General features: G+C 68.5%; 29 protein-coding genes and 1 pseudogene. 10 read left to right on the top strand and 20 right to left on the bottom strand.

Going from position 1 to position 23,266, the window contains the following annotated elements:
• The first annotated feature begins 7 nt into the window (after positions 1–7).
• Positions 8–550 (top strand): B-4DMT family transporter, encoded by a 543-nt coding sequence (locus ABGB19_RS19295; RefSeq protein WP_347687600.1) that lies wholly within the window; start codon positions 8–10, stop codon positions 548–550.
• An 11-nt stretch (positions 551–561) separates the two neighbouring features.
• Here ABGB19_RS19295 and ABGB19_RS19290 read toward each other — a convergent pair whose 3' ends face one another.
• From ABGB19_RS19290 to aroC, 5 genes and pseudogenes are all read right to left on the bottom strand, one after another.
• The gene (locus ABGB19_RS19290; protein ID WP_347687599.1) at positions 562–1,596 is read right to left on the bottom strand and encodes a hypothetical protein; all 1,035 of its coding nucleotides are present in this window, start codon (positions 1,594–1,596) and stop codon (positions 562–564) included.
• A 151-nt stretch (positions 1,597–1,747) separates the two neighbouring features.
• On the bottom strand, positions 1,748–2,215 hold the full coding sequence (aroQ, locus tag ABGB19_RS19285) for a type II 3-dehydroquinate dehydratase (RefSeq protein ID WP_347687598.1): 468 nt from the start codon (positions 2,213–2,215) through the stop codon (positions 1,748–1,750).
• The gene (gene aroB, locus ABGB19_RS19280; RefSeq protein ID WP_347687597.1) at positions 2,212–3,297 is read right to left on the bottom strand and encodes a 3-dehydroquinate synthase; all 1,086 of its coding nucleotides are present in this window, start codon (positions 3,295–3,297) and stop codon (positions 2,212–2,214) included. The genes aroQ and aroB overlap by 4 nt, the downstream gene beginning before the upstream one ends.
• 139 nt (positions 3,298–3,436) lie before the next feature.
• Positions 3,437–3,937, bottom strand: a pseudogene (locus tag ABGB19_RS19275) (shikimate kinase); the annotation flags it as partial.
• Complete coding sequence (aroC, locus tag ABGB19_RS19270) at positions 3,937–5,148, bottom strand: chorismate synthase (RefSeq protein WP_347687596.1); 1,212 nt, start codon at positions 5,146–5,148, stop codon at positions 3,937–3,939. The gene aroC and the pseudogene ABGB19_RS19275, both read right to left, overlap by 1 nt.
• A gap of 118 nt (positions 5,149–5,266) precedes the next feature.
• Between aroC and ABGB19_RS19265 the strand changes: the two genes are divergently transcribed.
• From ABGB19_RS19265 to ABGB19_RS19245, 5 genes are read left to right on the top strand one after another with little or no spacing between them, the layout of a single operon-like run.
• A complete protein-coding gene (locus tag ABGB19_RS19265; protein WP_347687595.1) occupies positions 5,267–5,800 on the top strand; it encodes a DUF1097 domain-containing protein in 534 nt (177 codons plus the stop codon).
• Positions 5,800–6,537 (top strand): nitrile hydratase subunit beta, encoded by a 738-nt coding sequence (nthB, locus tag ABGB19_RS19260; protein ID WP_347687594.1) that lies wholly within the window; start codon positions 5,800–5,802, stop codon positions 6,535–6,537. Before ABGB19_RS19265 ends, nthB begins: the two co-directional genes overlap by 1 nt.
• Positions 6,534–7,154, top strand: a complete 621-nt coding sequence (gene nthA, locus ABGB19_RS19255; protein WP_347687593.1) for a nitrile hydratase subunit alpha — start codon at positions 6,534–6,536, stop codon at positions 7,152–7,154. Before nthB ends, nthA begins: the two co-directional genes overlap by 4 nt.
• Entirely contained in the window at positions 7,151–7,438 is a 288-nt protein-coding gene (locus ABGB19_RS19250; protein ID WP_347687592.1) for a nitrile hydratase accessory protein, read from the top strand. The genes nthA and ABGB19_RS19250 overlap by 4 nt, the downstream gene beginning before the upstream one ends.
• Positions 7,425–7,634: a CbtB-domain containing protein gene (locus ABGB19_RS19245; protein ID WP_347687591.1), complete on the top strand. Its 210-nt coding sequence runs from the start codon at positions 7,425–7,427 to the stop codon at positions 7,632–7,634. The genes ABGB19_RS19250 and ABGB19_RS19245 overlap by 14 nt, the downstream gene beginning before the upstream one ends.
• On the opposite strand, the gene ABGB19_RS19240 is transcribed toward ABGB19_RS19245, so the two are convergent.
• From ABGB19_RS19240 to ABGB19_RS19200, 9 genes are all read right to left on the bottom strand, one after another.
• The gene (locus ABGB19_RS19240; RefSeq protein ID WP_347687590.1) at positions 7,631–8,236 is read right to left on the bottom strand and encodes a helix-turn-helix domain-containing protein; all 606 of its coding nucleotides are present in this window, start codon (positions 8,234–8,236) and stop codon (positions 7,631–7,633) included. The genes ABGB19_RS19245 and ABGB19_RS19240 overlap by 4 nt on opposite strands.
• Complete coding sequence (locus ABGB19_RS19235) at positions 8,233–8,721, bottom strand: DUF3237 domain-containing protein (RefSeq protein ID WP_347687589.1); 489 nt, start codon at positions 8,719–8,721, stop codon at positions 8,233–8,235. Before ABGB19_RS19235 ends, ABGB19_RS19240 begins: the two co-directional genes overlap by 4 nt.
• The gene (locus tag ABGB19_RS19230; protein WP_347687588.1) at positions 8,718–9,104 is read right to left on the bottom strand and encodes a nuclear transport factor 2 family protein; all 387 of its coding nucleotides are present in this window, start codon (positions 9,102–9,104) and stop codon (positions 8,718–8,720) included. The genes ABGB19_RS19235 and ABGB19_RS19230 overlap by 4 nt, the downstream gene beginning before the upstream one ends.
• Before the next feature lie 136 nt (positions 9,105–9,240).
• On the bottom strand, positions 9,241–9,663 hold the full coding sequence (locus ABGB19_RS19225; protein WP_347687587.1) for an A24 family peptidase: 423 nt from the start codon (positions 9,661–9,663) through the stop codon (positions 9,241–9,243).
• Between the two features lie 10 nt (positions 9,664–9,673).
• Positions 9,674–10,483: a shikimate dehydrogenase gene (locus ABGB19_RS19220; RefSeq protein WP_347687586.1), complete on the bottom strand. Its 810-nt coding sequence runs from the start codon at positions 10,481–10,483 to the stop codon at positions 9,674–9,676.
• A 46-nt stretch (positions 10,484–10,529) separates the two neighbouring features.
• Entirely contained in the window at positions 10,530–11,771 is a 1,242-nt protein-coding gene (locus ABGB19_RS19215) for an endolytic transglycosylase MltG (RefSeq protein ID WP_347687585.1), read from the bottom strand.
• Positions 11,764–12,318 (bottom strand): Holliday junction resolvase RuvX, encoded by a 555-nt coding sequence (gene ruvX / locus ABGB19_RS19210; protein ID WP_347687584.1) that lies wholly within the window; start codon positions 12,316–12,318, stop codon positions 11,764–11,766. Before ruvX ends, ABGB19_RS19215 begins: the two co-directional genes overlap by 8 nt.
• 4 nt (positions 12,319–12,322) lie before the next feature.
• Positions 12,323–15,043, bottom strand: a complete 2,721-nt coding sequence (alaS, locus tag ABGB19_RS19205) for an alanine--tRNA ligase (RefSeq protein WP_347687583.1) — start codon at positions 15,041–15,043, stop codon at positions 12,323–12,325.
• 122 nt (positions 15,044–15,165) lie between these two features.
• Positions 15,166–15,597, bottom strand: coding sequence for a secondary thiamine-phosphate synthase enzyme YjbQ (locus tag ABGB19_RS19200; protein ID WP_347687582.1), 432 nt, complete (start codon positions 15,595–15,597; stop codon positions 15,166–15,168).
• Positions 15,598–15,732: 135 nt separating this feature from the next.
• Here ABGB19_RS19200 and ABGB19_RS19195 point away from each other — a divergent pair, with 135 nt between their 5' ends.
• Positions 15,733–16,353, top strand: coding sequence for a hypothetical protein (locus ABGB19_RS19195; RefSeq protein ID WP_347687581.1), 621 nt, complete (start codon positions 15,733–15,735; stop codon positions 16,351–16,353).
• A 72-nt stretch (positions 16,354–16,425) separates the two neighbouring features.
• On the top strand, positions 16,426–16,740 hold the full coding sequence (locus ABGB19_RS19190) for a GlsB/YeaQ/YmgE family stress response membrane protein (RefSeq protein ID WP_347687580.1): 315 nt from the start codon (positions 16,426–16,428) through the stop codon (positions 16,738–16,740).
• Positions 16,741–16,798: 58 nt separating this feature from the next.
• Here ABGB19_RS19190 and ABGB19_RS19185 read toward each other — a convergent pair whose 3' ends face one another.
• The 4 genes from ABGB19_RS19185 to ABGB19_RS19170 form a co-directional block, all read right to left on the bottom strand.
• The gene (locus ABGB19_RS19185) at positions 16,799–17,227 is read right to left on the bottom strand and encodes an SRPBCC family protein (RefSeq protein WP_347687815.1); all 429 of its coding nucleotides are present in this window, start codon (positions 17,225–17,227) and stop codon (positions 16,799–16,801) included.
• A gap of 38 nt (positions 17,228–17,265) precedes the next feature.
• On the bottom strand, positions 17,266–17,625 hold the full coding sequence (locus tag ABGB19_RS19180) for a metalloregulator ArsR/SmtB family transcription factor (protein ID WP_347687579.1): 360 nt from the start codon (positions 17,623–17,625) through the stop codon (positions 17,266–17,268).
• A 78-nt stretch (positions 17,626–17,703) separates the two neighbouring features.
• The gene (locus ABGB19_RS19175; RefSeq protein WP_347687578.1) at positions 17,704–19,032 is read right to left on the bottom strand and encodes a replication-associated recombination protein A; all 1,329 of its coding nucleotides are present in this window, start codon (positions 19,030–19,032) and stop codon (positions 17,704–17,706) included.
• A 36-nt stretch (positions 19,033–19,068) separates the two neighbouring features.
• On the bottom strand, positions 19,069–19,908 hold the full coding sequence (locus tag ABGB19_RS19170) for a DUF3097 domain-containing protein (protein ID WP_347687577.1): 840 nt from the start codon (positions 19,906–19,908) through the stop codon (positions 19,069–19,071).
• A gap of 23 nt (positions 19,909–19,931) precedes the next feature.
• On the opposite strand from ABGB19_RS19170, the gene ABGB19_RS19165 reads away from it, so the two are divergent.
• Both ABGB19_RS19165 and ABGB19_RS19160 read left to right on the top strand, forming a co-directional pair.
• On the top strand, positions 19,932–20,507 hold the full coding sequence (locus ABGB19_RS19165) for a hypothetical protein (RefSeq protein ID WP_347687576.1): 576 nt from the start codon (positions 19,932–19,934) through the stop codon (positions 20,505–20,507).
• Positions 20,504–21,262, top strand: coding sequence for a TIM barrel protein (locus tag ABGB19_RS19160; protein ID WP_347687575.1), 759 nt, complete (start codon positions 20,504–20,506; stop codon positions 21,260–21,262). Before ABGB19_RS19165 ends, ABGB19_RS19160 begins: the two co-directional genes overlap by 4 nt.
• Here ABGB19_RS19160 and ABGB19_RS19155 read toward each other — a convergent pair.
• Both ABGB19_RS19155 and ABGB19_RS19150 read right to left on the bottom strand, forming a co-directional pair.
• Entirely contained in the window at positions 21,232–22,356 is a 1,125-nt protein-coding gene (locus ABGB19_RS19155; protein ID WP_347687574.1) for a putative zinc-binding metallopeptidase, read from the bottom strand. The genes ABGB19_RS19160 and ABGB19_RS19155 overlap by 31 nt on opposite strands.
• Positions 22,349–23,257 (bottom strand): transglutaminase family protein, encoded by a 909-nt coding sequence (locus ABGB19_RS19150; RefSeq protein ID WP_347687573.1) that lies wholly within the window; start codon positions 23,255–23,257, stop codon positions 22,349–22,351. Before ABGB19_RS19150 ends, ABGB19_RS19155 begins: the two co-directional genes overlap by 8 nt.
• Positions 23,258–23,266 lie beyond the last annotated feature (9 nt).

Genomic DNA, 23,266 nt, shown 5'->3' with positions numbered 1-23,266 from the left:
TGGCCCCATGAGTAAGTGGTTGCTGCGCGGACTGGTGTTCGCGGCCCTGATGGTGATTGTGCGATTGCTGCAGGGCGCGCTGATCAATACGTGGGAAACCAGGGCCGGATTGATCAGCATCGTGCTGGTGGTTCTGTTCGCGCTCGCGGCGTTCGCGTGGGGCTTGGTCGACGGCCGGGCCGACGCCCGAGCCAACCCCGACCCGGACCGCCGCGGCGACCTGGCGATGACGTGGCTGATGGCCGGGCTCTTCGCCGGCATCGTCAGCGGCCTCGTCGCCTGGTTCATCTCAATGTTCTACAAGAGCCTTTACGTCGAGGCGCTGATCAACGAGGTGACGACGTTCGCCGCGTTCACCGCGCTGGTGGTGTTCCTGCTGTCGATGGCCGGCGTGGCGCTCGGGCGCTACCTCGTCGACCGCAAGGGGCAAGAGGTTCCACACCACGGCTCGGTCCATGAGGAAGACCGCGCCGACACCGACGTGTTCTCGGCCGTCAATCCCGACCGGGACGACAGCGCTGACACCGCGCGGCGCCAGGAACAGGCCTAAGCGCCGCCGGCCTACTCGGCCGCACTCGCATCGTCCCCAGCGCCGCCCTCACCGGCGTCCTCGGTGGGCTCCCCTCCGTCGTTGACGGTGCCCTCTTCGGCGACGACGGTGGTCGACTCCTCGTCACTGCCGCTCCCGAGGTCGCTACCGGCGACACCGGGCCCGGCCTTGTTTCCATCCGAGAGATCCGTTGCGCCATCGGGCGATTCGTCCTCACCGGCCACCTCCTGTGGCTCGTCTTCCTGCTCTCCGGTTTCGCCGGGTGCGGCGGCGTCGTTCTCATCGAGGTCCTCGGGTGTCGCCGTGTCGACGGTGACGGTCGCGGTGCCCACGGACGCGTCGAACGCGACGGAAGTGATGCTCTGCGAGGACAATTCGGCGGTCGATAGGTCAGCCGAGGCGTCTGGAAGCTCGTCGTCGACGGCCAACGTCTGGAACTCGAGTGCCGACACCGGGAGCGCACCCCCGATCGCGGCGACGATCTTCTGGATGCTCTCGACGGCGGCCGTGATCCGGGTGGTGATCGCGGCCAGCGCCAAGTCAGGGAAGTCGGCGGGCGAGATGAAACCGTCGACGACGTTGGCTGCCAACAGAAGCAAGTCAACAGGTATCGAGGGCGGGGAATTGACCAAGAAGAGGCCCTGCTGGAGGACTCCATCGAACGTGCCGAGGGGCAGGGGTAACTCATTGGCCAAGGCGCTGACGAGCGGCGCCCACGGAAGTGAATACCCGACCGCGATCGCCGCGATCGATATCGCCGCGGCGTGACCGAACCGGCCCGCGGCGATGTCGGCCAGGACCACGGCGGGCACCGTTTCGAGGAAGAATGTCACGGTGCCGGCCACCGCTTCCGCTGCCGCCGCCAGAAGCGCCTCGGGCAGTGCGGTCAATGCCACCTCGGCGCTCACCGTCCGAACGGCGTCCACAGCTGCGACTTCGACCGCCGGCAGGTCCGGTGGCGGCACGGTTGTCGGGGCGACGGCGATGACGCCGGCTCCGACGATCGCGATGCCAGCGGTCGTATACGGGCGAAGTGCGGCAAACATGACGATCCCCTTTCGAGTTCAACGAACCCATCGGATCCGATCGTCAGTTGACCGCGCGCAACCCAAAGGGGTAGGGCACTACCCCACTTTTGGATCGACGTCCGCCCGTCTACGTCACGCGTGCCGGGTCAGCCGTCCCGGGCATCGCGATCTACGCGGTTCCTTCGTCGTCGACCGGACTCGACACCGTCGTCGCGGCCAGATAGCGCAACGCGAGCAGGTAACCCTGCACGCCCAGTCCGACGATCACCCCGGTCGCCACCGCGCTGAGATACGAGTGGTGCCGGAACTCCTCGCGCGTGTGAACGTTCGAGATGTGCACCTCGATCAGCGGTGCGCGCAGTTCGGAACAGGCGTCGCGCAGGGCGATCGACGTGTGGGTGAGCGCACCGGCATTGAGGATCACCGGATCGCCGGCATCGGCAGCGGCGTGTATCCACCCCAGCAGGTCTGCTTCGTTGTCGCTCTGCCGCACAACGGCTTTGAACCCCAGTGCGTCGGCCTCGCGCTCGATCAGCCCGACCACTTCGTCATGCGTGGTGCTGCCGTAGACCTCGGGTTCGCGGCGACCGAGTCGCCCGAGGTTCGGCCCGTTGAGCACCAGCACCGTCTGTGTCATGACGACTCCGTCCCGATTTCCGAGTACGCCGCCGCCAGCAGTGACGGGTCGGGTCCCTCCAGCCGCCCCGGCTTGCCGAGCCCGTCGAGCACGACGAAGCGCAGCACACCCGCACGGGTCTTCTTGTCGCCCGCCATGTTCTCCAGCAGCTCACCGAACGCGTCGGCGTCGTAGCCGACCGGGAGGCCCAGCGCGGTGAGGATGGACCGGTGCCGGTCGGCGGTCTCGTCGTCGAGCCGGCCGGCGAGGCGCCCGAGTTCGGCGGCGAACACCAGACCCACCGACACGGCCGCACCGTGCCGCCATCGATAGCGCTCGCGGCGCTCGATGGCATGGGCGAGGGTGTGGCCGTAGTTGAGGATCTCGCGCAGCTGCGATTCCTTCTCGTCGGCGGCGACCACCTCGGCCTTGACCGCGATCGCGCGGCGGATCAGCTCGGGCAGCACGGTGCCCTCGGGATCCAGCGCCGCCTCCGGGTCGGCCTCGATCAGGTCGAGGATGACCGGATCGGCGATGAAGCCCGCCTTGACGATCTCGGCCATCCCGGCGACGAGTTCGTTGCGCGGCAACGTCTGCAGGGTCGCCAGGTCGACCAGCACGGCGGCCGGTTGATGAAAGGCGCCGACGAGGTTCTTACCCGCGTCGGTGTTGATGCCCGTCTTGCCGCCCACCGCGGCGTCGACCATGCCGAGCAGCGTGGTGGGCACGTGCACGATGTCGATACCCCTGAGCCAGGTGGCCGCGGCGAAGCCGGCGACGTCGGTCGCCGCTCCCCCGCCCAGGCTGACGATCGCGTCCTTGCGTCCGACTCCGATGCGCCCCAGCACTTCCCAGATGAAACCGACGACGGGCAGGTCCTTGCCCGCCTCGGCATCGGGGATCTCGATGCGGTGCGCGTCGATACTTCTGTCCGACAGCGCTTTCCGGATGACCTCGGCGGTCTGCGCCAGCGTCGGCTGGTGCAGGATCGCCACCTTGTGCCTGCCCTCGAGCACCCGCTCCAGCTCGCCGAGCAGTCCGGTGCCGATGATCACCGGATACGGCGGATCGACGTGGACGTCAACGGTTACCGGTTCAGTCACGGTTGGCCTTTGTGTTGCGGGCGGCGACCGCCGCCGGCGACGGCGGGGCCTCGGTGCTCGGTTCTGCGGTCAGCGAGGACGGACCGCGGCGCCAGGGCGGACGACGACGCCGGCGCGGCGGGCGGGGTCCGTCGCCGTTCTCGAGCCGCTCGACGATGTAGCGCACCACCGCTCCCGGGTTGCGCCGGTTGGTGTTCACCCGGATGGTCGCCACCCGCCGGTACAGCGGAACGCGCGCCGTCATCAATTCCTTGAACTTCTCGCTGCGGTCGCCGCCTGCCAGCAGTGGCCGCACGGTGCTGCCGCCGGTGCGGCGCACCCCCTCGGCGGCGCTGATCTCGAGATAGACCACCGTGTGGCCGGCCAGCGCCTCCCGCACGCCGGCCGTGGTGACCGCACCACCGCCCAGCGACAGCACGCCGTCGTGGGTCTGCAGCGCCGAGCGCACGACCTCCTCCTCGATGCGACGGAACTCCTGCTCGCCGTCGGTGGCGAAGATGTCGGCGATGGTGCGCCCGGTGGTCTGCTCGATCGCGGCGTCGGTGTCCAGCAGCTCGACATTCAGCGTCTTGGCCAGCCGGCGGCCGATCGTCGACTTGCCCGACCCGGGCAAGCCGACCAGCACGGCCTTCGGAGCCATCAGCGCGACGCCTGCACCGGTTGTGCGGACGGTTCGCGCTCCGCCACCGCCCGCAGATAGTTGTCGATGTTCGCGCGCGTCTCGGTCAGCGAGTCGCCGCCGAACTTCTCGAGCGCCGCCCGCGCCAGCACGAGCGCCACCATCGTCTCGACGACGACCCCCGCCGCCGGCACCGCGCACACGTCGGAGCGCTGGTGGATCGCGACGGCCTCGTCACCCGTGACCATGTCGACGGTGGCCAGGGCCCGCGGCACGGTGGAGATCGGCTTCATCGCGGCCCGCACGCGCAACGGCTGGCCGTTCGTCATCCCACCTTCCAGACCGCCCGCCCGGTTCGTCGAGCGCATCACGCCGTCGGGACCGGGATACATCTCGTCGTGGGCGACGCTGCCCCGGCGGCGCGCGGTTTCGAACCCGTCGCCGATCTCGACGCCCTTGATCGCCTGGATGCCCATCACCGCGGCGGCCAGTTGGCTGTCCAACCGGTTGTCGCCGCTGGTGAACGAGCCCAACCCGACCGGAAGTCCGTGGGCGACGACCTCGACGACGCCGCCGAGCGTATCGCCGTCCTTCTTGGCGGCCTCGATCTCGGCGATCATCGAATTCTCAGCGTCCTCGTCGAATGCGCGGACGGGGCTGGCGTCGATCGCGGCGAGGTCGACAGCCTGCGGCGGCGGACCGTCGTAGGGCTGCGACGCCCCGATCGAGATGACGTGCGACAGCACGTCGACACCGAGGGCTTCTAAGAGGAAGGCCCGCGCGATCGTGCCCGCCGCGACCCGGGCGGCGGTCTCGCGGGCGCTGGCGCGTTCCAGCACCGGTCGGGCGTCGTCGAAGCCGTATTTCAGCATGCCCGCGTAGTCGGCGTGTCCGGGGCGCGGCCGGGTGAGCGGCGCGTTGCGCGCGCTCTCGGCCAGCTCGGCGGGGTCGACCGGGTCGGGCGCCATCACGGTTTCCCATTTCGGCCATTCGGTGTTGCCGATCTCCACGGCGATCGGGCCGCCCAGCGTCACGCCGTGCCGCACGCCGGCCAGCATCGTGACCAGGTCCTGCTCGAACTTCATCCGGGCACCGCGGCCGTAGCCGAGCCGACGGCGCGCCAGCTGCGACGCGATGTCGCCGGAAGTGACGTGGACGCCGGCGACCATGCCTTCGACGACCGCCACCAGGGCGCGGCCGTGGGATTCACCAGCTGTGGTCCATCGCAACACGTGTCCCATTTTCGCACGTCGGCGTCGTATCACCGATTCGCCCGCTGCCAGCCATTTCGGCACGAGACCGAAAACAGCGCGAAACGACCGTGAAACGAGCAGGCCGCAGAGTCTTCCCATGGATTCACGATCGGCGTTGACGGTGAGCATCGGGGTGCTCGGCGGACTGGCGGTGGCGTTGACCGCCGAGGTGATCACCGTCCCGATCTGGGTGGTGTTCCTGACGTGGGCGTCGTTCTTCTTCGTCGGCGGCGGGTTCGCAGGCTGGGTGCGGTCACTGGCCAGCAACCTCGTCGGTGTGCTCATCGCCTCGGCGAGCCTGTACGCCGCCCACCTGATGGGCGGCGGTCTGTGGATGACCGCGCTCGCCGTCGGGGTCGGCAGTGCGGCGATGGTGCAGGCCTCCTGGGTGCCGCTGCTCTCGACGACGCCCGCGGTGGTCGTCGGCTTCGCGAGCACGGTCTCCACGGTCGCGGGCACCGGCAACACGATCACCGCCACGACGATCTCGCATCCCGGCCTCGTCGCCGCGACGGCGTGCGTCCTGGGCGCGTCATTCGGCCTGCTGTCGGAGTACCTGGCAGGGGTGTTGACCCGAGAGCCGGCCGACGTGACGCCGGCCGCACCGACAGCGCAAGGGAGTACCGCGTAGTGAAGCTGCAGCACTATCTCGGCGGACTGGAGGGCCTGCCCGAACCCCTCACCCTCGAGAAGCGGGTGTTCGTCGAGGACTGGGAGAAGCGGATCTTCGGCATCCATGTGGCGATGATGGGCCTGTCGAACCATCTCGGCGCGGCGCTGCCCGAGTACCCCATCGACGAGGTACCCACCACGTTCAAGGACGAGTGGACCTGGGCCAGCCTGCGCACCGGAGCCGAGGCGATGAACCCCTTCGACTACTTCAAGTTCCGCTATTACGAGAAATGGCTGGGTGGCATCACGCAGTTCTTCATCGATCAGGGATACGTGACCGAGGACGAATTGTCCTCGCGTCAGGCCGAACTCGCCTCGGACAACACTCCTGCGTCGCCCGCACCGGCATCGGAGATCGACGGGCAGGTCATCGCCTATCTGCGCAAGGGCGACAGTCCGCGCCGCGACGTCGCGCACCCGAAGTTCGCGGTGGGCGACCGCGTGCGCATCGCCAATGTGCCCGCCGCGGCGCACACCCGGCTGCCGGGCTACCTGCGCGAGCGCGAGGGCACGGTCGAGCGCGTCTTCGAGGGCGACTACGGCTATTTCGTGCACACGGGCGACGGCATCGGCGACCCGATGCCCATCTACATCGTCGCGTTCGAGGCCGGGGAACTGTTCGGGCAACGTGCAGAGGGTGGCCCGCTGACGATCTACGCCGAGTTGTTCGAGGCTTATCTGAAGGGAACGCAATGACCGCCCAATTCTTCTACCCCGATGACCGTGAGGCCTCCAGCGCGGCCAAAGTCGCTGCGCTGGAATCACTTCTGATCGACAAGGGAGTGATCACCGGGCAGACCGTGGACAAGGTGTTGTCCTACTTCGAATCGGAGATGACGCCCCTGAACGGACGCAAGATCGTGGTGAGGGCCTGGACGGACCCCGAGTTCGCCGCGCGCGTTGTCGTCGACACCCCGGCGGCGATCGCCGAATTGGATCTGCCCGAGGGTATGGCCGGGGCCGAGGGTGAGCATCTGCAGGCCGTCGCCAACGCGCCGGGGCTGCACAACCTGATCATCTGCACGCTGTGCTCCTGCTTCCCGTGGCCGGTGCTGGGCCTACCGCCCTACTGGTACAAGGATCCGGTGTTCCGGTCCCGGGCGGCCCGTGAGCCACGCAAGGTGCTCGGCGAGATCGGTGTGGACCTGCCCGCCGACACCGAGATCAAGGTATGGGACAGCAGCGGTCATTCCCGGTGGTTCGTGATTCCCGAACGGCCCTCGGGCACCGAGGAGTTCACCGACGAGATGCTGATGGAGCTGGTGACGACCGAGTCGATGATGGGAGTTGCGCTCGCGGGGCCCGCGTCATGACCCTGCACGAGACCTGCACGACCGATCAGGCCGCCCCGCAGTTCGACCACGAGTGGCAGCGGAGGGCGTTCGGCCTCGCGCTGGCGCTCTCGGAGTTCGGCCACTACCCGTGGGCCGACTTCCAGCAGAGCCTCATCGAGACGATCGGCCGTTGGGAGGACACGCCCGAAACCGACAGGGACGCTTGGGAGTACTACGACCACTGGGTGGCCGCGCTGGAGAAGGTGATCGACGACCACGACGTGCTGACCAATCCGAAGGGGAAGGGCGATGACCATGGCTGAACCACTTGCGCCGACACGCGTCGACGTGTCCGGGCTCGCGGCGGCGTGCTGGCTCAGCGGTACCACGTTCCTGGCGCTGCTGGTGCTGTACTTCGTGGGTCTCGACCAGGGGGCCACGTCGGCCTTCGGCGCCAACACCCAGATTCACGAGTTCCTGCACGACGCCCGGCATCTGCTCGGTTACCCCTGCCATTAACCGATCACCAGTCCGTCGAGGATTCGGCGGATCTCGGTGACGGCCTGCCGGTGGGCGGCCTGCTGGTCGTCAGCGCGAGCGACGATCATCGCGGTCTCGCACAGCGCTCCGAACAGGAAGTGGGCCAACGGCCCCGGTGGACGCTTGGCGATCCGGCCCGCATCGACCGCCCGGGTGATGCCTGCCTCCATCATCTCGAGCAGCGGGGTCTCCAGACGGCGCATCCGCTCCCATCCCAGCGCGGTGAACGCATCGAGCAGCACGATGCGCTGCGTGCCGGGGTCCAGGCACTCGTCGAGGAAGGCGCGGCACGCGGCGTGGAATGCATCCCAGGGATCCCGCTTGCGGCGGTACGCCGCCAGCAGTGGGGTTGCCATCCTGTCGATCTCGCGGGTGAACACGGCTTCGAAGAGTTGCGGTTTACCCGTGAAGTGGTGATAGACAGCGCCTTTGGTCACTACGGCGCGCGCCGCCACCGCGTCCAGTGACGTCGCCTCGTACCCGTGGGCGGCGAACAACTCGCGGGCGGCCTCCACGAGCGCCGCGACGGTCGCCTCGGTGCGCTCGGCCTGCGTGCGCCTGGGAGCCTTCGACCGACTCACAGCACCCGGAAGATGCGATAGTCGATGTGGTTGGGAGACAGCACGTTGTAGCCGACGGTGACGATCTCGCTGAGCCAGGCGTAGCGATCGTCGGACGTTTCCATTGTGGGAGTGGTCCGCACGTAGGTGTCTGCGAAGGGCAGCACCTCGCCTGCGCCCAGCCGGTCGAGCCCGTCGGCGGGAATCTTGATGACACCACGGGCTTCGTAGTGGATGAGCGCATCGTCGTGGGTGCGCAGCGTCGCCCGTACGTCGACGCGCCCGACGCCGTCGCTGCCGACCATCAGCCAGTCGCCGCCGCCGGGGAGCACCTCGCCACGAAGCTTCGGCCCGTCGATGCTTCCGCCGGTCGTGACGAAGGTCAGCCGGGCTCCCAGCGGCGTCGCGATCGGTTGTGCCGGTAGCAGGTCGACGTGCATGTCGAAGAGGTGCTCGACGGGCAGGGCGTCGACGAGCGGCAGCTGGTCCGCGGCCGCCGCGGTCACGCGCTCGCCTCGCTCAGGGCCGCCTGCAACTGGATGGAGTCGATGAACGTGTCCTTGCGCGCAACGAGGCCGTCCGCCGACACGGTGACCACGTCCAGGCAGTCGAACCGGATACCGCCGGAGATGAGCGCCCAGTCGAGCACCCAGTGATCATCGCCGTACAGCACGCGGTACGTCTCGAAGGAGAAGTCCGGGAACTGCGCGAAGATGCCGGCGAAGGTGCCGCGTACCGCATCGCGGCCGACGACGGGCGCAGCGCCGGTGTGCGTCCAGAAGCGGGTGTCTTCGGTGTGCAGGGCGACGATGGCGTCCGGATCACGGTCGGCCCAAGCCGCAAAGTAGCGGCTCGAGACCGCCTTCAGATCAGGGGTGAGGTTTCGCATACCGTCAGTATGCATCTACCTACCGCGAATATGCAAGTATCGGTTCTAGGCGCGGGTTGCCCAGCGTCGGGCAGGCGCCTACGTACGCCGACCAGAACCCGCGAGACACCAGCGAACCGCCGCCGACGGCCGGCACCTAGACCATCGCGAGCGCAGTGGCCGCCGCTGCCGCCACACACATCGAAGGACCGTGCGGGACAGTCGGTTTCGAGTAACGCAGCAATGCGACGGCGGCGGTCAGCAGCGGTGCGGCGAGCGCGGCCAGCACCCAGACGTCGATACCGAAGGCACCGGTCAACGCGCCAACGCCCAACGCCAGTTTCACGTCACCGGCTCCCATCGCCGCGGGTGCGGTCAGATGCACGAGTAGATATGCCGCGAACAGTGCGGCCGCTCCCAGCATCGCGGGCATCCCCCGTCCGGCGATCGCGGCTCCGACCACGACGACCGTGGCGCCGGGCAGGGTCAGATGATTCGGCAGCCGCCGGTGCCGCATGTCGACGATGCTCAGCGCCGCCAACCAGGCCAGCACACCGCCGGCCGCGAGTGCCTCCCCCACGCCTGAAAGGCTAACTCCCGCCGAGCGCCGCCCTCATCGCCTCTTTCGGCGCCGGCATCCCGGTGAACTGCTCGACCTGTGCGAAAGCCTGGTGCAGCAGCATCTCCAGGCCGTCGATCACGTGTCCGCCCGCCCCCTCGACCGCGGCGGCCAACGGTGTGGGCCACGGATCGTAGATCGCGTCGAGCAGCAGCGGGACCCTCGCGATCGTCTCGGCATATCGCCCGGCCACATCGGCCGGGAGGGTGCTGACGACGACGTCGACGTCGGTCACCGGGTCACCCAGCGCGATCCACCGCGCGTCGACACCGACCCGGGCCGCCAGCGCGAGCAGCGAGGCGGCCTTCTCCCGGTTGCGGGCCACCACCGACACATGCTCGACGCCGAGCTCGGCCAGCCCCACGACGGCGGCGGGCGCCGTGCCACCCGAGCCCAGCACGGCAGCCCGACCGGATACCGCACCCAGCGCACCCGTCACACCGTCGATGTCGGTGTTGTCAGCTCTCCAGCCCGCCGGTGACCGGACCAACGTATTCGCCGAGCCGACCAGGTCGGCCCGCGGAGTGCGCACGTCGGCGAACCTCAACGCCGCGAACTTGCCTGGCATGGTCACCGACACCCCGATCCACTCGGGCCCGAAACCGCCGACCACCGTGGGCAGCTGCTCGGCGGTGCACTCGATGCGCTCGTAGGTCCAGTCGCTCAACCCGAGTGCGCGGTATGCCGCCAGATGCAGTTGTGGTGACCGCGAGTGGGCGATCGGCGAACCGAGCACCGCGGCCTTGCGTGGCTCATCGCGCTCCCGCCCATTCGCGCTCATCGCGCTCCCGCCCATTCGCGCTCATCGCGCTCCCGCCCATTCGCGCTCATCGCGCGGAGTCGAGGACACCGTTGCGTTGAGCCAGTTCGATATTGGCGAGATGCTGCTCGTAGTCGCGGGTGAACAGCGTGGTGCCCTGCATGTCGATGGTGACGAAGTAGAGCCAGTCCCCGGCTGCCGGCTGTTCCGCGGCCGCCAGCGCCGGCTGGCTCGGCGAGCAGATCGGCGTGGCCGGAAGCCCCGGTCGCACATAGGTGTTCCACGGGGTCATCTGGCCGCGGTCGGCGTCGGTGGTGGCCACCTCGATCCGGTCCAGCGGATAGTTGACCGTCGAGTCGAACTCAAGGGTGCGGTTCTCCGCCAACCGGTTGTAGATGACGCGTGCGACCTTGGCGAAGTCCTCCGGCGTCGACTCCCGCTGCACCAGCGATCCGACGGTGAGGATCTCGTACGGCGACATGTTCATCGCCGCGGCCGTGTCGAGCAGCCCGCCCTGTGCGTATTGCGTGGCGCTCGCGGAGATCAGCGTCGACAGGATGGCCTGCGGTTGCGCCGACGGGTCGATGTTCCAGGTGCCGGGCGCGATGAGCCCCTCCAGGCGCCGGTGGTCGTCACCCATGGTGGTCACGGGCTTCAACGCCCAGTCGGGTACCTGCAGCTCCGCTGGACTGGCGGTGGCGGCCACCTCCTTCAGTGCATCCGCCGACACGCACTTGCGTTCGCCGTCGAGGTCGACGCACGTCGCGCGCGAGATCATCGTCAGGATGCCTTCGGTGACGGCGTTCGTCCTGACGTCGCGGACGTCGTCGAGTTGGCGACCTTCGGGAATGGTCAACTTGCCGACGCGGTTCTGCGGATCCGCCAGCCGCTCAACGGCATTGGCGGCGGGGATCTCGGTGCGCACCTTGTAGAAGCCCGGCTGAATCGAGGAGATCGCGGCGTTGCCCTCGGCGGCGTCGACGAACGTGCTGGCGGCCGCGACCACATTGCTGTCCTGCAGCGTCTTGCCGATGGCGGTAGTCGAGTCGCCGTCGCGCACCTGGATCACGACGTCGCTGACACCGTCACCGGAGAAGTCGTTGGCGCCGAACAGCGAATGCCACAGCTTGGAGCCGAGGAACACCGCACCGATCACGACGATGATCAGCACGCCGAGCGTCAGGCCGCCGGCGACCCGCCGCCTGCGCCGGCTGCGTGCTTCCCGTACCCGGTCGGCGCGCGTCATCCGCCGCCGCGGCGGCCCGACCGCCACGGGTTCCGCCCGCTCCCGGCTCCAATGGTTAGTCATCCTCGACCTCTCCATGCGTGGCACCGTGATCGCCCGCTCCTCGCGTGCACGGCGCCGCGCGTCGTTGGTCCAACCAGTTCTGCAGAATGCCTACCGCAGCCGCCTGATCGATGACCGATCGCTGCCCCTTGGCGCGCACCCCGGCCTCGCGCAGCGAGCGCTGGGCCATAACCGTAGTGAATCGTTCGTCGGTCAGTCGCACCGGCGTCGGTGCGATGCGGCGGGCCAGGGCGTCGGCCAGCGCGACGGCGTCCTCGGCCGACGATCCCGACCGGTCAGCAAGGGTGCGCGGCAGGCCGACGACGACCTCGACGGCGCCGACCTCGCCGACCAGTCCCGCGAGCCGGCGGATGTGCCGGTCCGAGTTCTTGCGGCGGTCTCGCTCGACCGTCTCCAGCGGCGTGGCGAGGATGCCGTCCGGGTCGCTGGCGGCCACCCCGATGCGCACGGTGCCGACGTCGATGCCGATCCGCCGACCCCGACCGGGGTCGGGAGGGTCGAGGGGGCCCCCGGCCCGATCCGGATGACGGTCATCGGAGAGGGCCACGCGGTCAGCTCCGGTCGATCTCTGCGCGCAGCGCGGCCAATGCCGCGTCGATACCCGCCGCCCCCCTGCCGGAACCCTGCGCCAAGTCGGGCTTGCCGCCCCCACGGCCGTTGACCGCGGCACCCACCCGCTTCACCAGATCGTTAGCCCGCAGGCCGAGGTCCTGTGCCGCCGCGTTCACCGCGACGACGAACGGCACCGAGTCGTCGTCGCCCTCGGCGATCAACGCGACGACGGCCGGGTCGCTGCCGAGCTTGCCGCGGATGTCGCCGACGAGGGTGCGCAGGTCTGCAGCCGACATCCCACCGGCCATCCGTTGCGCCACGACACGGACCTTACCGATAACCTCGGCGCCCGCGGCGGCATTCGCTGCTGCGGCGCGTGCGTTGGCCAGTCGGAGCCGGTCGAGTTCCTTCTCGGCGGCCCGCAGCCGTTCCACGAGGTTTGCCACCCGGGCCGGCACCTCTTCCGAGGGCACCTTCAGCGACGAGGCGAGCCCGGCCATCAAGGCGCGCTCCTTGGCCAGATGACGGAACGAGTCGAGTCCGACGTAGGCCTCCACGCGGCGCACCCCCGAGCCGATCGACGACTCGCCGAGAATGGTCACCGGTCCGATCTGCGCCGAGTTGTGCACGTGCGTGCCGCCACACAGCTCCAGTGAGAACGGGCCGCCGATCTCGACCACCCGGACCTGGTCGGGGTACTGCTCGCCGAAGAGCGCCATCGCGCCCATCGCCTTGGCCTTCTCCAACTCGGTGGTGAACGTGTTCACCTCGAAGTCGGCTTCGACGGCCTGGTTGGTGACCTCTTCGATCTCGGTGCGCTGCTGCTCGCTCAGCGCACCCTGCCAGTTGAAGTCGAAACGCAGGTAGCCCGGCCGGTTCAAGGAGCCGGCCTGGACCGCGTTGGGGCCCAACACCTGTCGCAACGCGGCGTGCACCATGTGGGTACCCGAGTGCCCCTGCGTGGCTCCGTGCCGCCACCTCGGGTCGACGGCCGCCACCACCGTGTCGCCCTCGACGAACTCGCCGGACTCCACATTGACGCGGTGCGACCACAGCGTTTTGGCGATCTTCTGCACGTCGACGACGGCCGCCTTGGCTGCACTGGACGCGCCCGCGCCGCTGATCGCTCCCTCGTCGGCGATCTGACCGCCGGACTCCGCGTAGAACGGGGTGCGGTCGAGAATCAGCTCGACGCGGTCGGGTGGCGGTCCGCCAGCCAGACCACCGTTGTGCGAGCCACCCCAGTGTGACACCACCGGGACCCGCTTGCCGTCGACGAAGATGCCGAGGATCCGCGCCTCGGTGGTCAACTCGTCGAAGCCGGTGAACTCGGTGGGACCCGCGTCGACGAGATCGCGGTACGCGGACAGATCCGTATGCGCCTGCTTGCGGGCGGCCGCGTCGGCCTTGGCGCGCGCCCGCTGCTCGGCCATCAGGGCGCGGAAGCCTTCGTCGTCGACGCTGAGATCGGCTTCGGCCGCCATCTCCAGGGTCAGTTCGATCGGAAAGCCGTAGGTGTCGTGCAGGGTGAAGGCGTCACTGCCGGACAGTTTGTCGGCCCCCGACGCCTTGGTCGCGCGGGCGGCCTCGTCGAACAGCCGGGAGCCGGAGGCCAGCGTGCGGTTGAACGCGGTCTCCTCGGCCACGGCGATGCGCTGGATCCGGTCGAAGTCGGCGACGAGTTCGGGGTACGACGGACCCATCGCGTCGCGGACCGTGGTCATCAGGTCGGCCATGATCGGCTGCTCGACGCCGAGCAACTTGGCGGCGCGGATGATGCGGCGCAACAACCGGCGCAGCACATAGCCGCGGCCCTCGTTGCCCGGGCTGACGCCGTCGCCGATGATGATCGCCGCGGTGCGGCTGTGGTCGGCGATGATCCGGTAGCGCACGTCGTCATCGTGGACGCCCCTGCCGTAGCCGCGCGGGGCGACCGCGGCCACCAGGTCGATGACCGGGCGCAGCAGGTCGGTCTCGTAGACGTTGTCCACGTTCTGCAACAGGCAGGCCACCCGTTCCACGCCCATGCCGGTGTCGATGTTCTTGCGCGGCAGCGGGCCGAGGATCTCGAAGTCCTCCTTCGACGTGCCCTGGCCGCGCTCGTTCTGCATGAAGACGAGGTTCCAGATCTCGATGTAGCGGTCCTCGTTGGCCTCGGGACCGCCTTCGATGCCGTACTCCGGGCCGCGGTCGTAGTAGATCTCCGACGAGGGGCCGCACGGCCCGGGGATGCCCATCGACCAGTAGTTGTCGGCCATGCCGCGGCGTTGGATCCGCTCGGCCGGCAGGCCGGCCACCTCCTGCCACAGCGCCATCGCCTCGTCGTCGTCGAGATAGACCGTCGCCCAGAGCCGTTCGGGGTCGAATCCGTATCCGCCCTGATCCTGCGGATTGGTCAGCAGCGTCCAGGCGAACTCGATGGCGCCCTTCTTGAAGTAGTCGCCGAAGGAGAAGTTGCCCGCCATCTGGAAGAAGGTGTTGTGGCGGGTGGTGATGCCCACCTCGTCGATGTCGGGGGTGCGGATGCACTTCTGAACGCTGGTCGCCCTGTTCCAGGGCGGTGTCTGCTGGCCGAGGAAGTACGGCACGAACTGCACCATGCCCGCGTTGACGAAGAGCAGATTGGGGTCGTCGAGGATCACCGAAGCGCTCGGCACCTCGGTGTGGCCCGCTTTCACGAAGTGATCGAGGAAGCGCTTCCTGATCTCGTGTGTCTGCACGTCTGACACGTCCTTGTTCGTTGCTTAGTTGCTGATACCTGCGACTATTCGACCGCACTACAGTACCGGTCGACGTTGTCACGTCGACAAGTCAACGAACCGGCGACGCGCGCAGTGCCCGGTCAGGCTCGATCGGATGTCGCCGCGTCCGCGGCTCCGGCGACGAAGCTCAGCCGCACCGTGCGTTGCGGGTTGTCGCGGTTCAGATCCACCAGCACGATGCTCTGCCAGGTTCCCAGCAGCGGCTGGCCGTCCTGCACGGGCAGCGTCACCGACGGCGAGACCAGCGCGGGCAGGACGTGGTCGGCGCCGTGGCCGGGTGAGCCGTGCGAGTGGCGGTAGCGGTCGTCGCGCGGCAGCAGACGTTCGAGCGTGTCGACCAGATCGTCGTCGGACCCGGCGCCGATCTCGATGACGGCGACGCCGGCCGTCGCGTGCGGCACGAACACGTTGCACAGGCCGTCGCCGCGACCGTCGCAGAAGGCGCGCACCTGGTCGGTCAGGTCGACGATGCGGCGGCGCGCCGAATCGATGTTGAGAACGTCGGAGTCCACGCCACCGAGCCTACGAGCCGGTGCCCCGCGAGAGGAATTCCGCCCGTTTCCGTTGCGAAGCAGCCATTGAGGAGGAAGCTGAAGAGTTGTCCGGTGGCGCCACCGGGGCGCCGCCCCGAATGTCAGGGGTGAACCGTGTACGCACGCTCGACCACTGTTCAGGCGCAACCCGCATTGATCGACGCCGGGATCGCATACATCCGCGACGAGGTCATGCCCGCCCTACAGGAAATGGAGGGATACGTCGGCCTCTCGCTGTTGGTCGACCGCGAATCGGGTCGGTGCATCGCCACCAGCGCATGGGAGACCGAGGACGCGCTGCGCATCAGCACCGACCAGGCAGCGCCGTTGCGGAACCGGGCCGGCGAGATCTTCGGCGGGGATGCCGACGTCGACCAATGGGAAGTGGGCGCACTGCACCGCGACCATCGTTCGAGCGAAGGCGCCTGCGTGCGCGCCACCTGGCTGAAGGTGCCCCCAGGGCACGTCGACCGGGCCGTCGACTTCTACCGGACCGAGGTCCTGCCTGCGCTCGAGGATCTCGAGGGATTCTGCAGCGCGAGCCTGCTGCTGAACCGGTCGACCGGGCGCAGCGTGTCGTCGGCGACCTTCGACAGCCGCGACGCCATGGACCGCAACCGGGAGCAGGCCAGGGAACTGCGGAACGCACGGACACGCGAACTCGGCGCGGACATCACCGACGTCGGCGAATTCGAACTCGCGATTGCGCACCTCAGGGTGCCCGAGATGGCCTGACCGACCGGCCGAGGCGTTTATTCACGTCGGCGTAAGGGTATGTCAGCTCCACCCCTAGACAGTGGAGGAAACATGACCATCACCGGCATTATCAGCGCCATTCTCATTGGCATCGTGGTCGGCGTACTCGGGCGCCTGGTGCTTCCCGGCAGGCAGCCGATCGGCTTCGTGATAACGATCCTGGTGGGCATCGTGTCCGCTTTCATCGGCACCGCGATTGCCCGCGCGCTGGGTATCCCGACCGCGACGAGCGGGGTCGACTGGCTTGAACTGTTGGTCCAGGTCATCGTCGCCGCGATCGGCGTCGCCATCGCAGCATCGATCATGGGTCGCCGGGGACGCACCGGCGCGATGGGTACGCGCCGCCGCTCCGGCCTGATGCGGTAATCAGACCCCCCTCGCGACCCCGGCTGCGCCCCTCGGCAGCCGGGGTCGCACCCGCTTTTCAGAGGGTTTTCAGCAGCTCGTCGAGCTTCTCGTAGCCCTCGGTCATCCCGCCCTCCATGCCGGAGGACAGCAGCGCGTCGCGGGCGTCGGTGTTCGGGCAGATGGACCGGCCCCGAAGGCGACTGCGTCCTCCGCCGAGATCCTCGAACCACATGTACTCGATGTTGACCATGTCCGGGGCGCCCTCGAACTCGAACGTCTGCAGGATGAATTCGTTGTCCCGGACGGTGTGAAACGTGCCGTTGAAGCCGAATACACCGTGCTCGTTCTTGTGGGTGTAGCGGTAGCCGCCGTGGTTCTTGAACTCCCACTCGGTGATGTCCATCTCCAGGTCCCGCGGGCCCAGCCACTGCTTCACCAGGTCGGGTTCGGCGTGGGCGCGGAACAGCGCCTCCACCGGAGCGTCGAACTCGCGGGTGAACTCCATGGCGAGGGTGTCGACGGGCGCGGTCAGGTTGAGTGCGTTCACTTTTCGGTTCCTTTCTCTGCATCGGTCATGTCCGCCAGCAGGGCATCCAGCCGGCGGTAGCTGCGTTCGGCGTCGAGCCGATACCGGTCGATCCATGCGGTCAGCCGCTCCAGCGCGGCGGCGTCCAGATGGACGGGCCGTCGCTGCGCGTCGCGGGTCCTGGTGACAAGGCCTGCCTGCTCGAGCACCTGAATGTGCTTGGACACCGCCTGTTTGGTGATGTCGAACGGCGCGGCCAACTCGTTGACCGTGGCCGGCCCCCGCGACAGCCGCGCCACGATGGCGCGCCGAATCGGGTCGGCCAGCGCCAGGAACGCGCGGTCCAGCCGGGCGTCGACATCCCCATCACTCCCCAATTATCAACCTTAGTTTTGATCAACCAGTTTGTTGACTACCAACGTAGATGGCGGCGCGCACGGTGTCAAGAGGGCGATTCAGCGCTTGCGGCGGATGATCGCGCGCAATTTGTCCAGGCGGCCCGCGATTTCGCGTTCGTTGCCGTGGGTGGTCGGCCGGTAATAGTCGACGCCGACGACTTCGTCGGGGGGATACTGTTGCGCCACAACGCCATCGGGATCGTCGTGGGCGTACTTGTAGCCGATCGCGTTGCCCAGTTTGGCGGCGCCGGAATAGTGCCCGTCGCGCAGGTGCGGAGGCACCAGACCCGCCTTGCCCGCCTTGATGTCGCCCATCGCCGCGCCCAGTGCCGTCGTCACCGCGTTCGACTTGGGGGCCGTGGCGAGGTGCACGGTCGCGTGAGCCAGCGTCAGTTGGGCCTCCGGCATGCCGATGAGCTGGACGGTCTGCGCGGCGGCGACCGCGGTCTGCAACGCCGTCGGGTCGGCCATGCCGATGTCCTCGCTGGCCAGGATCATCAGCCGACGCGCCACGAAGCGCGGGTCCTCCCCCGCCACCAGCATCCGGGCCAGATAGTGCAGCGCCGCATCGACGTCCGAGCCGCGCACCGACTTGATGAACGCGCTGACGACGTCGTAGTGCTGGTCGCCGTCGCGGTCGTAGCGCACGGCGGCCTTGTCGAGCGACTGCTCGATGGTCTCGACCGTCACCTCCTCCCCTGCCTCGGCGGCGACCTCGAGCGCGGTCAGCGCGCGGCGGGCATCACCGGCCGAGAGTTGCACGACCAGTTCGACGGCCTCGTCGGTGACTTTCACCTTCCCGCTCAGGCCCCGAGGGTCGTCGATGGCGCGACGGACGAGCGTGCGCACGGCGTCGGCGTCGAGCGGCTGCAACTGCAGGATCAGCGACCGGGACAGCAGCGGTGCGACGACCGAGAAGGACGGGTTCTCCGTGGTGGCCGCGACCAGCAGCACGACGCGGTTCTCGACGGCCGAGAGCAGCGCGTCCTGCTGGGTCTTGGAGAAACGGTGCACCTCGTCGATGAACAGCACGGTCTGCTCGCCGTGAGCGGCCGCGCGTCTCGCGACGTCGATCACCGCCCGGACCTCCTTGACGCCCGCCGAGAGCGCCGACAGCGCCTCGAAGCGGCGCCCGGTGGCCTGCGAGATCAGCGAGGCGAGCGTCGTCTTACCCGTGCCGGGCGGGCCGTACAGGATGACCGAGGCCGCCCCCGATCCCTCGACCATCCGGCGCAGCGGCGAGTTCGGCTGCAGCAGGTGGTCCTGGCCGACGACCTCGTCGATAGTGGCTGGGCGCATGCGCACCGCCAGAGGCGCCGACGCCCCGACGGGCCCGACCGCGGTCGAGGGCACCTCGCCGGGGACGTCGAACAGACCGTCGGACACGTGTTCTGCTTACCACGTCCGCGCGACTTGGCGGCCTCAGAGCTCGGCGGGGGCGGTCACGAAGTCGATCAGCTCCTCCACCCGGCCGATGAGGGCGGGCTCGAGGTCGTTCCAGTCGCGGACCCGGCCGCGGATCCGCTGCCAGGCCCGCGCGGTGTCGGCCTGCTGGTCGGCCGGCCAGCCCAGCGCGCGGCAGACGCCCTTCTTCCAGTCGACGCCCTTCGGCACGACCGGCCACGCCGCGATACCGAGCCGTTCCGGTTTGACCGCCTGCCAGATGTCGATGAAGGGATGGCCGATGACGAGCGTGTGGTCACCGCCCGGGCCTTGGTGCACGGCCTGCGCGATGCGGGCCTCCTTCGAACCCGCGACGAGATGGTCGACGAGCACGCCGAGCCTGCGTCCCGGACCGGGCTGGAAGTCAGCAACGATCGAGGCGAGATCGTCCACACCGCCCAGATATTCGACGACCACGCCTTCGATCCGTAGGTCGTCACCCCAGACCTGCTCGACGAGTTCGGCGTCGTGGCGGCCCTCGACGTAGATCCGGCTCTTCAGCGCGACCTTGGCGCGTGCCCCGGGCAGGGCGACCGAACCCGACGCGGTGCGCGTGGCCTTCGACGCGGCTTTGCGCGGCGCCGTCAGGATGACCGGGCGGCCGTCGATCAGATAGCCGGGGCCGACCGGGAACGGCTTCCTGCGCCCGTGCCGGTCTTCGAGCTCCATGCGCCCGTACTCGACCCGCACGACGGCGCCGACATAACCGGTCTGGGCGTCCTCGACGACGAGACCGATCTCGACGGGTCGTTCGGTGGAACGCACCTTCGCACGGTGCGGGTTGTCGGCGAGGACGTCGGAGCCATAGCGATCAGCCACCGGGTGATCGTAGGGTCACTCGCGTGCTGCTCAACCGCGACACGGCCGAGGGAATCGCTAACGGCCGCATCACACTTGTGCTGCGGCGCTGGGATGCGCCGCGGGTGAAGGCGGGCGGCACCCAGCGGACCGTCGCGGGCACCATCAGCATCGACACCGTCACCGAGTACCCCGGTGGCTACCGCGTGACTGCGGCGCAGGCGCGCGCGGCGGGGTATCCCAGCGCCAAGACCGCCCAACAGGAACTTGACCGTCGATCGGCACGGCACACCTACGCGATCGCGGTGTCCTTTCTCACCCCCGACGAGCGACCCGACCTCGCCGCCGACGACCGGTTGTCCGATGCCGACGTCGCGACGATCAGCGCCCGCCTCGACCGGTGGGATGCCGCTACCGAACCGTGGACTCGGCGGTACCTCACGCTGATCGCGGCCAACGACGCGGTGCGCGCACCGGATCTGGCCGCGAGCGTCGGACTGGATGTGCCGCGGTTCAAGCGTCGGGTCCGGCAACTCAAGGGCCTCGGCCTGACGATCAGCCTCGACGTCGGATACCGGCTGTCGTCGCGCGGCCGAGCCTACCTGAGAGCCGCACGGTGACGATCGAACTCGCGCTCACCCCGGACGCCCGCTGGCCGTTTGCGCTGCCCGAACTGCTTGCCTCCGCAGCGGCAGCGGGGTTCACGTCGGTCGGGGTCAACGGTGATCAGGTCGACGACGACGTTCGCGGCGCGTTTGCGGCTTCGGGCCTGGCGTGCCATGAGGTGATGGCGCTGATCGTCGGCGACGACGAGGCCGCCGCGGTAGCTGCCGCCGAGCAGCTCGCGGACTGCGCGAGGGCGGTCGGCGCGGCGTGGGTGCTGACGGTGTTCACCACACCACCGCGCGCCCCGCTCATCCGGCGATGTGCGCGCGCGATCGGCGCAGCGGGCGTGGCGATGGCCGCCGAGTTCAGCCCGTTGGGACCGGTCTCAACGATCGACGCCGGGATGGAGGTGGTCCGAACTGCGCAGCAGGGCGGGCCTGCCGGGCTGCTGATCGACTCCTGGCACTTTTTCTTCGGCGAGAGCACGTGGGCCGACCTGGCGGCGGTGCCGTTGGACGACCTCGCCTATGTGCAGTTCACCGATGCGCTGGCACCGGAGTCTCGCGATCGCCTGGTCCGCGAAACTTTGCACCGCCGTGCGCTTCCCGGCGACGGCATCCTCGAGCTGAATCGCTTCGCGGGCACGCTGCTCGACCGCGGGTACGACGGCATCGTCAGCCTCGAGGTGCTCAGCGCCGCACTGCGTGAGCTTCCCGTCGACGATGTGGTCGGCAGCCTCTACCGCGCCGGCGCCCCGTTCTGGATCTGAGCACCCTTTTCGGTGCGAGGGTGCGTGTCTGCACGCGACACGCCGCTGACTTCGGCGAGTTTGGCGGGGTCCGAGGTGATCTCCTCGATGACCGTGTGGATGAAGCGCATCTTGTCCAGCACGGCAGGCGGCAGCACGAACGGGTAGAGATCCGACTTTCCCATCGACCGGTTCAGCATGTTCAACGCCCACGCCGAAGGCAACCACAGCTCGATGATCGCGTCGAATCCACTCGGCCCGAGCACTTTTCGCTCGAACGTCGCCGCCGCAGGCGCGAATCCGAATGCGGCGGCCGTGTCGAGCGTGTCGCGGATGTGCAGGTAGTGCGCGAAAGTCTCGGCCCAGTCCTCGGCGGCGTGCATCGTCGCGTACGAGGAAACGAACGTCTGGTCCCAGTTGGCGGGCGGGCCGTCCTTGTAGTGGCGGTCCAGTGCGGCCTGGTAGTCGGCGTCCGGATCACCGAAGAGTTCGCGGAACGTGGCGTCGTAGTCCGACGAGGTGCTGACCAGGCGGTAGTAGTAATAGTGGCCGATCTCGTGGCGGAAATGACCGAGCAGAGTGCGGTACGGCTCGTCCATCTCCTTGCGAAGCTGCTCGCGGTGGACGTCGTCACCTTCGGCGAGATCCAATGTGATGACACCGTTTTGGTGACCGGTGAAGACCTTCTCCTGTCCGCTCGAGAGCAGATCGAACGCCAAGCCGTAGTCGGGGTCCTCGTCGCGGCCGATGATCGGCAGCTTGAGCTCGTGTAGTTCGGCGAGCAACCGCCGCTTGGCCCGCTCCGAGTCCGCGAACGCCACGAGCGCCACGGTGTCGGCATCGTTGGGCCGGGTCCTCGTCAGCGTGCACGCGGTGCAGAGCTTGTGTACCTCCCCCTTCTCGACGAGCCAATTGCATTCGGCCAGATGCATGTTCGCGCACAGCTCGTAGCGGTCGCCGTCGACGAACCCGGCCTGGCTCCGCTCGTCGCCCGTCGCGATCACCAAGAGTGCCATGTCGTCGGGCGAGAACCCCAGCGGACGACCGCACGACAGGCACAGCGAGTTCTCGAAGACCAGACGTTGCCCGCAGTTCGGGCACAGGAAGTCACGCATGCAGGATCCCCCCGTCGAACGGCTCGACGTCGACGGCCACGTCGACCACGCTGCTCTGCGAGTCCGTGTAGATGATGCCGCGCAACGGTGGGACGTCGGCGTAGTCGCGCCCGTATCCGACGGTGATGTACCGCTCGTCGACCATCTGGTCGTTGGTCGGATCCATTCCGAGCCAGTGGTTCTGCGGTGCCCACACCGCGGCCCACGCATGGGTCGCGTCGATGCCGATCATCCGTTCCTTTCCGGGGGGCGGATCGGTCGCCAGATACCCGGACACATAACTGGCGGCCAACCCGTTGGCGCGCAGGCAGGCGATGGCCAGCCGTGCGAAGTCCTGGCATACCCCTTCTCGCGCCGTCAAAACCTCACCCACCTGCGTGGACACCGTCGTCGACCCGGAGCGGTAGGTGAAGTCGGCGTAGATCCGGTGCGTGAGATCACCGAGCACCTCGATGAGTGGCCGGCCCGGCACGAAACTGGGTGCCGCATAGTCGCGTACGGCATCGGTGATCTCCGGCGGCTGCAGGTCGAGCGTGAACTCGACGGCCAGCGCGCCGTCGACGCCGACCGGCCGGGCGATCTCCCACGGTGCGCGCGCCGAGCCGCCGCCGTAGAGCGAGTCCGGTGGCGGGTCCACCTCGACGACCGAGCTGCTTGTCACCGACAACGTGTGATGCCGTTGAGTCACATGGAAATAGGAGCTGATGTTGCCGTAGACGTCGCGACTGGTCGAGCTGTCCGATGCGGGGGGATCGATCACCAGCTCGTGTGACAGGCAGCGCTGGCGGGCGGAGTCGCGCGGGGTGAGGAAGCCGCGTCCATACGAATTGGTCACGACGTCGCTGTAGTGGTACACGGTGCGGTGCACGACGCGGTAACTGCGGGTCGCACGCGGGGCCATCGGACCGTC

It is taken from the genome of Mycobacterium sp. B14F4, assembly GCF_039871645.1.
Taxonomy (GTDB): domain Bacteria; phylum Actinomycetota; class Actinomycetes; order Mycobacteriales; family Mycobacteriaceae; genus Mycobacterium.
This window is presented reverse-complemented; position numbering and strand designations above follow the sequence as displayed.

Coding starts and splice junctions, on each gene's coding strand:
- ABGB19_RS19295 (WP_347687600.1), top strand. CDS start 8: ATGAGTAAGTGGTTGCTGCGCGGACTGGTGTTCGCGGCCCTGATGGTG.
- ABGB19_RS19290 (WP_347687599.1), bottom strand. CDS start 1,596: ATGTTTGCCGCACTTCGCCCGTATACGACCGCTGGCATCGCGATCGTC.
- aroQ (WP_347687598.1), bottom strand. CDS start 2,215: ATGACACAGACGGTGCTGGTGCTCAACGGGCCGAACCTCGGGCGACTC.
- ABGB19_RS19265 (WP_347687595.1), top strand. CDS start 5,267: ATGGATTCACGATCGGCGTTGACGGTGAGCATCGGGGTGCTCGGCGGA.
- nthA (WP_347687593.1), top strand. CDS start 6,534: ATGACCGCCCAATTCTTCTACCCCGATGACCGTGAGGCCTCCAGCGCG.
- ABGB19_RS19250 (WP_347687592.1), top strand. CDS start 7,151: ATGACCCTGCACGAGACCTGCACGACCGATCAGGCCGCCCCGCAGTTC.
- ABGB19_RS19245 (WP_347687591.1), top strand. CDS start 7,425: ATGACCATGGCTGAACCACTTGCGCCGACACGCGTCGACGTGTCCGGG.
- ABGB19_RS19230 (WP_347687588.1), bottom strand. CDS start 9,104: ATGCGAAACCTCACCCCTGATCTGAAGGCGGTCTCGAGCCGCTACTTT.
- ABGB19_RS19220 (WP_347687586.1), bottom strand. CDS start 10,483: ATGAGCGCGAATGGGCGGGAGCGCGATGAGCCACGCAAGGCCGCGGTG.
- ABGB19_RS19215 (WP_347687585.1), bottom strand. CDS start 11,771: ATGACTAACCATTGGAGCCGGGAGCGGGCGGAACCCGTGGCGGTCGGG.
- ABGB19_RS19190 (WP_347687580.1), top strand. CDS start 16,426: ATGACCATCACCGGCATTATCAGCGCCATTCTCATTGGCATCGTGGTC.
- ABGB19_RS19185 (WP_347687815.1), bottom strand. CDS start 17,227: ATGGAGTTCACCCGCGAGTTCGACGCTCCGGTGGAGGCGCTGTTCCGC.
- ABGB19_RS19155 (WP_347687574.1), bottom strand. CDS start 22,356: ATGCGTGACTTCCTGTGCCCGAACTGCGGGCAACGTCTGGTCTTCGAG.
- ABGB19_RS19150 (WP_347687573.1), bottom strand. CDS start 23,257: ATGGCCCCGCGTGCGACCCGCAGTTACCGCGTCGTGCACCGCACCGTG.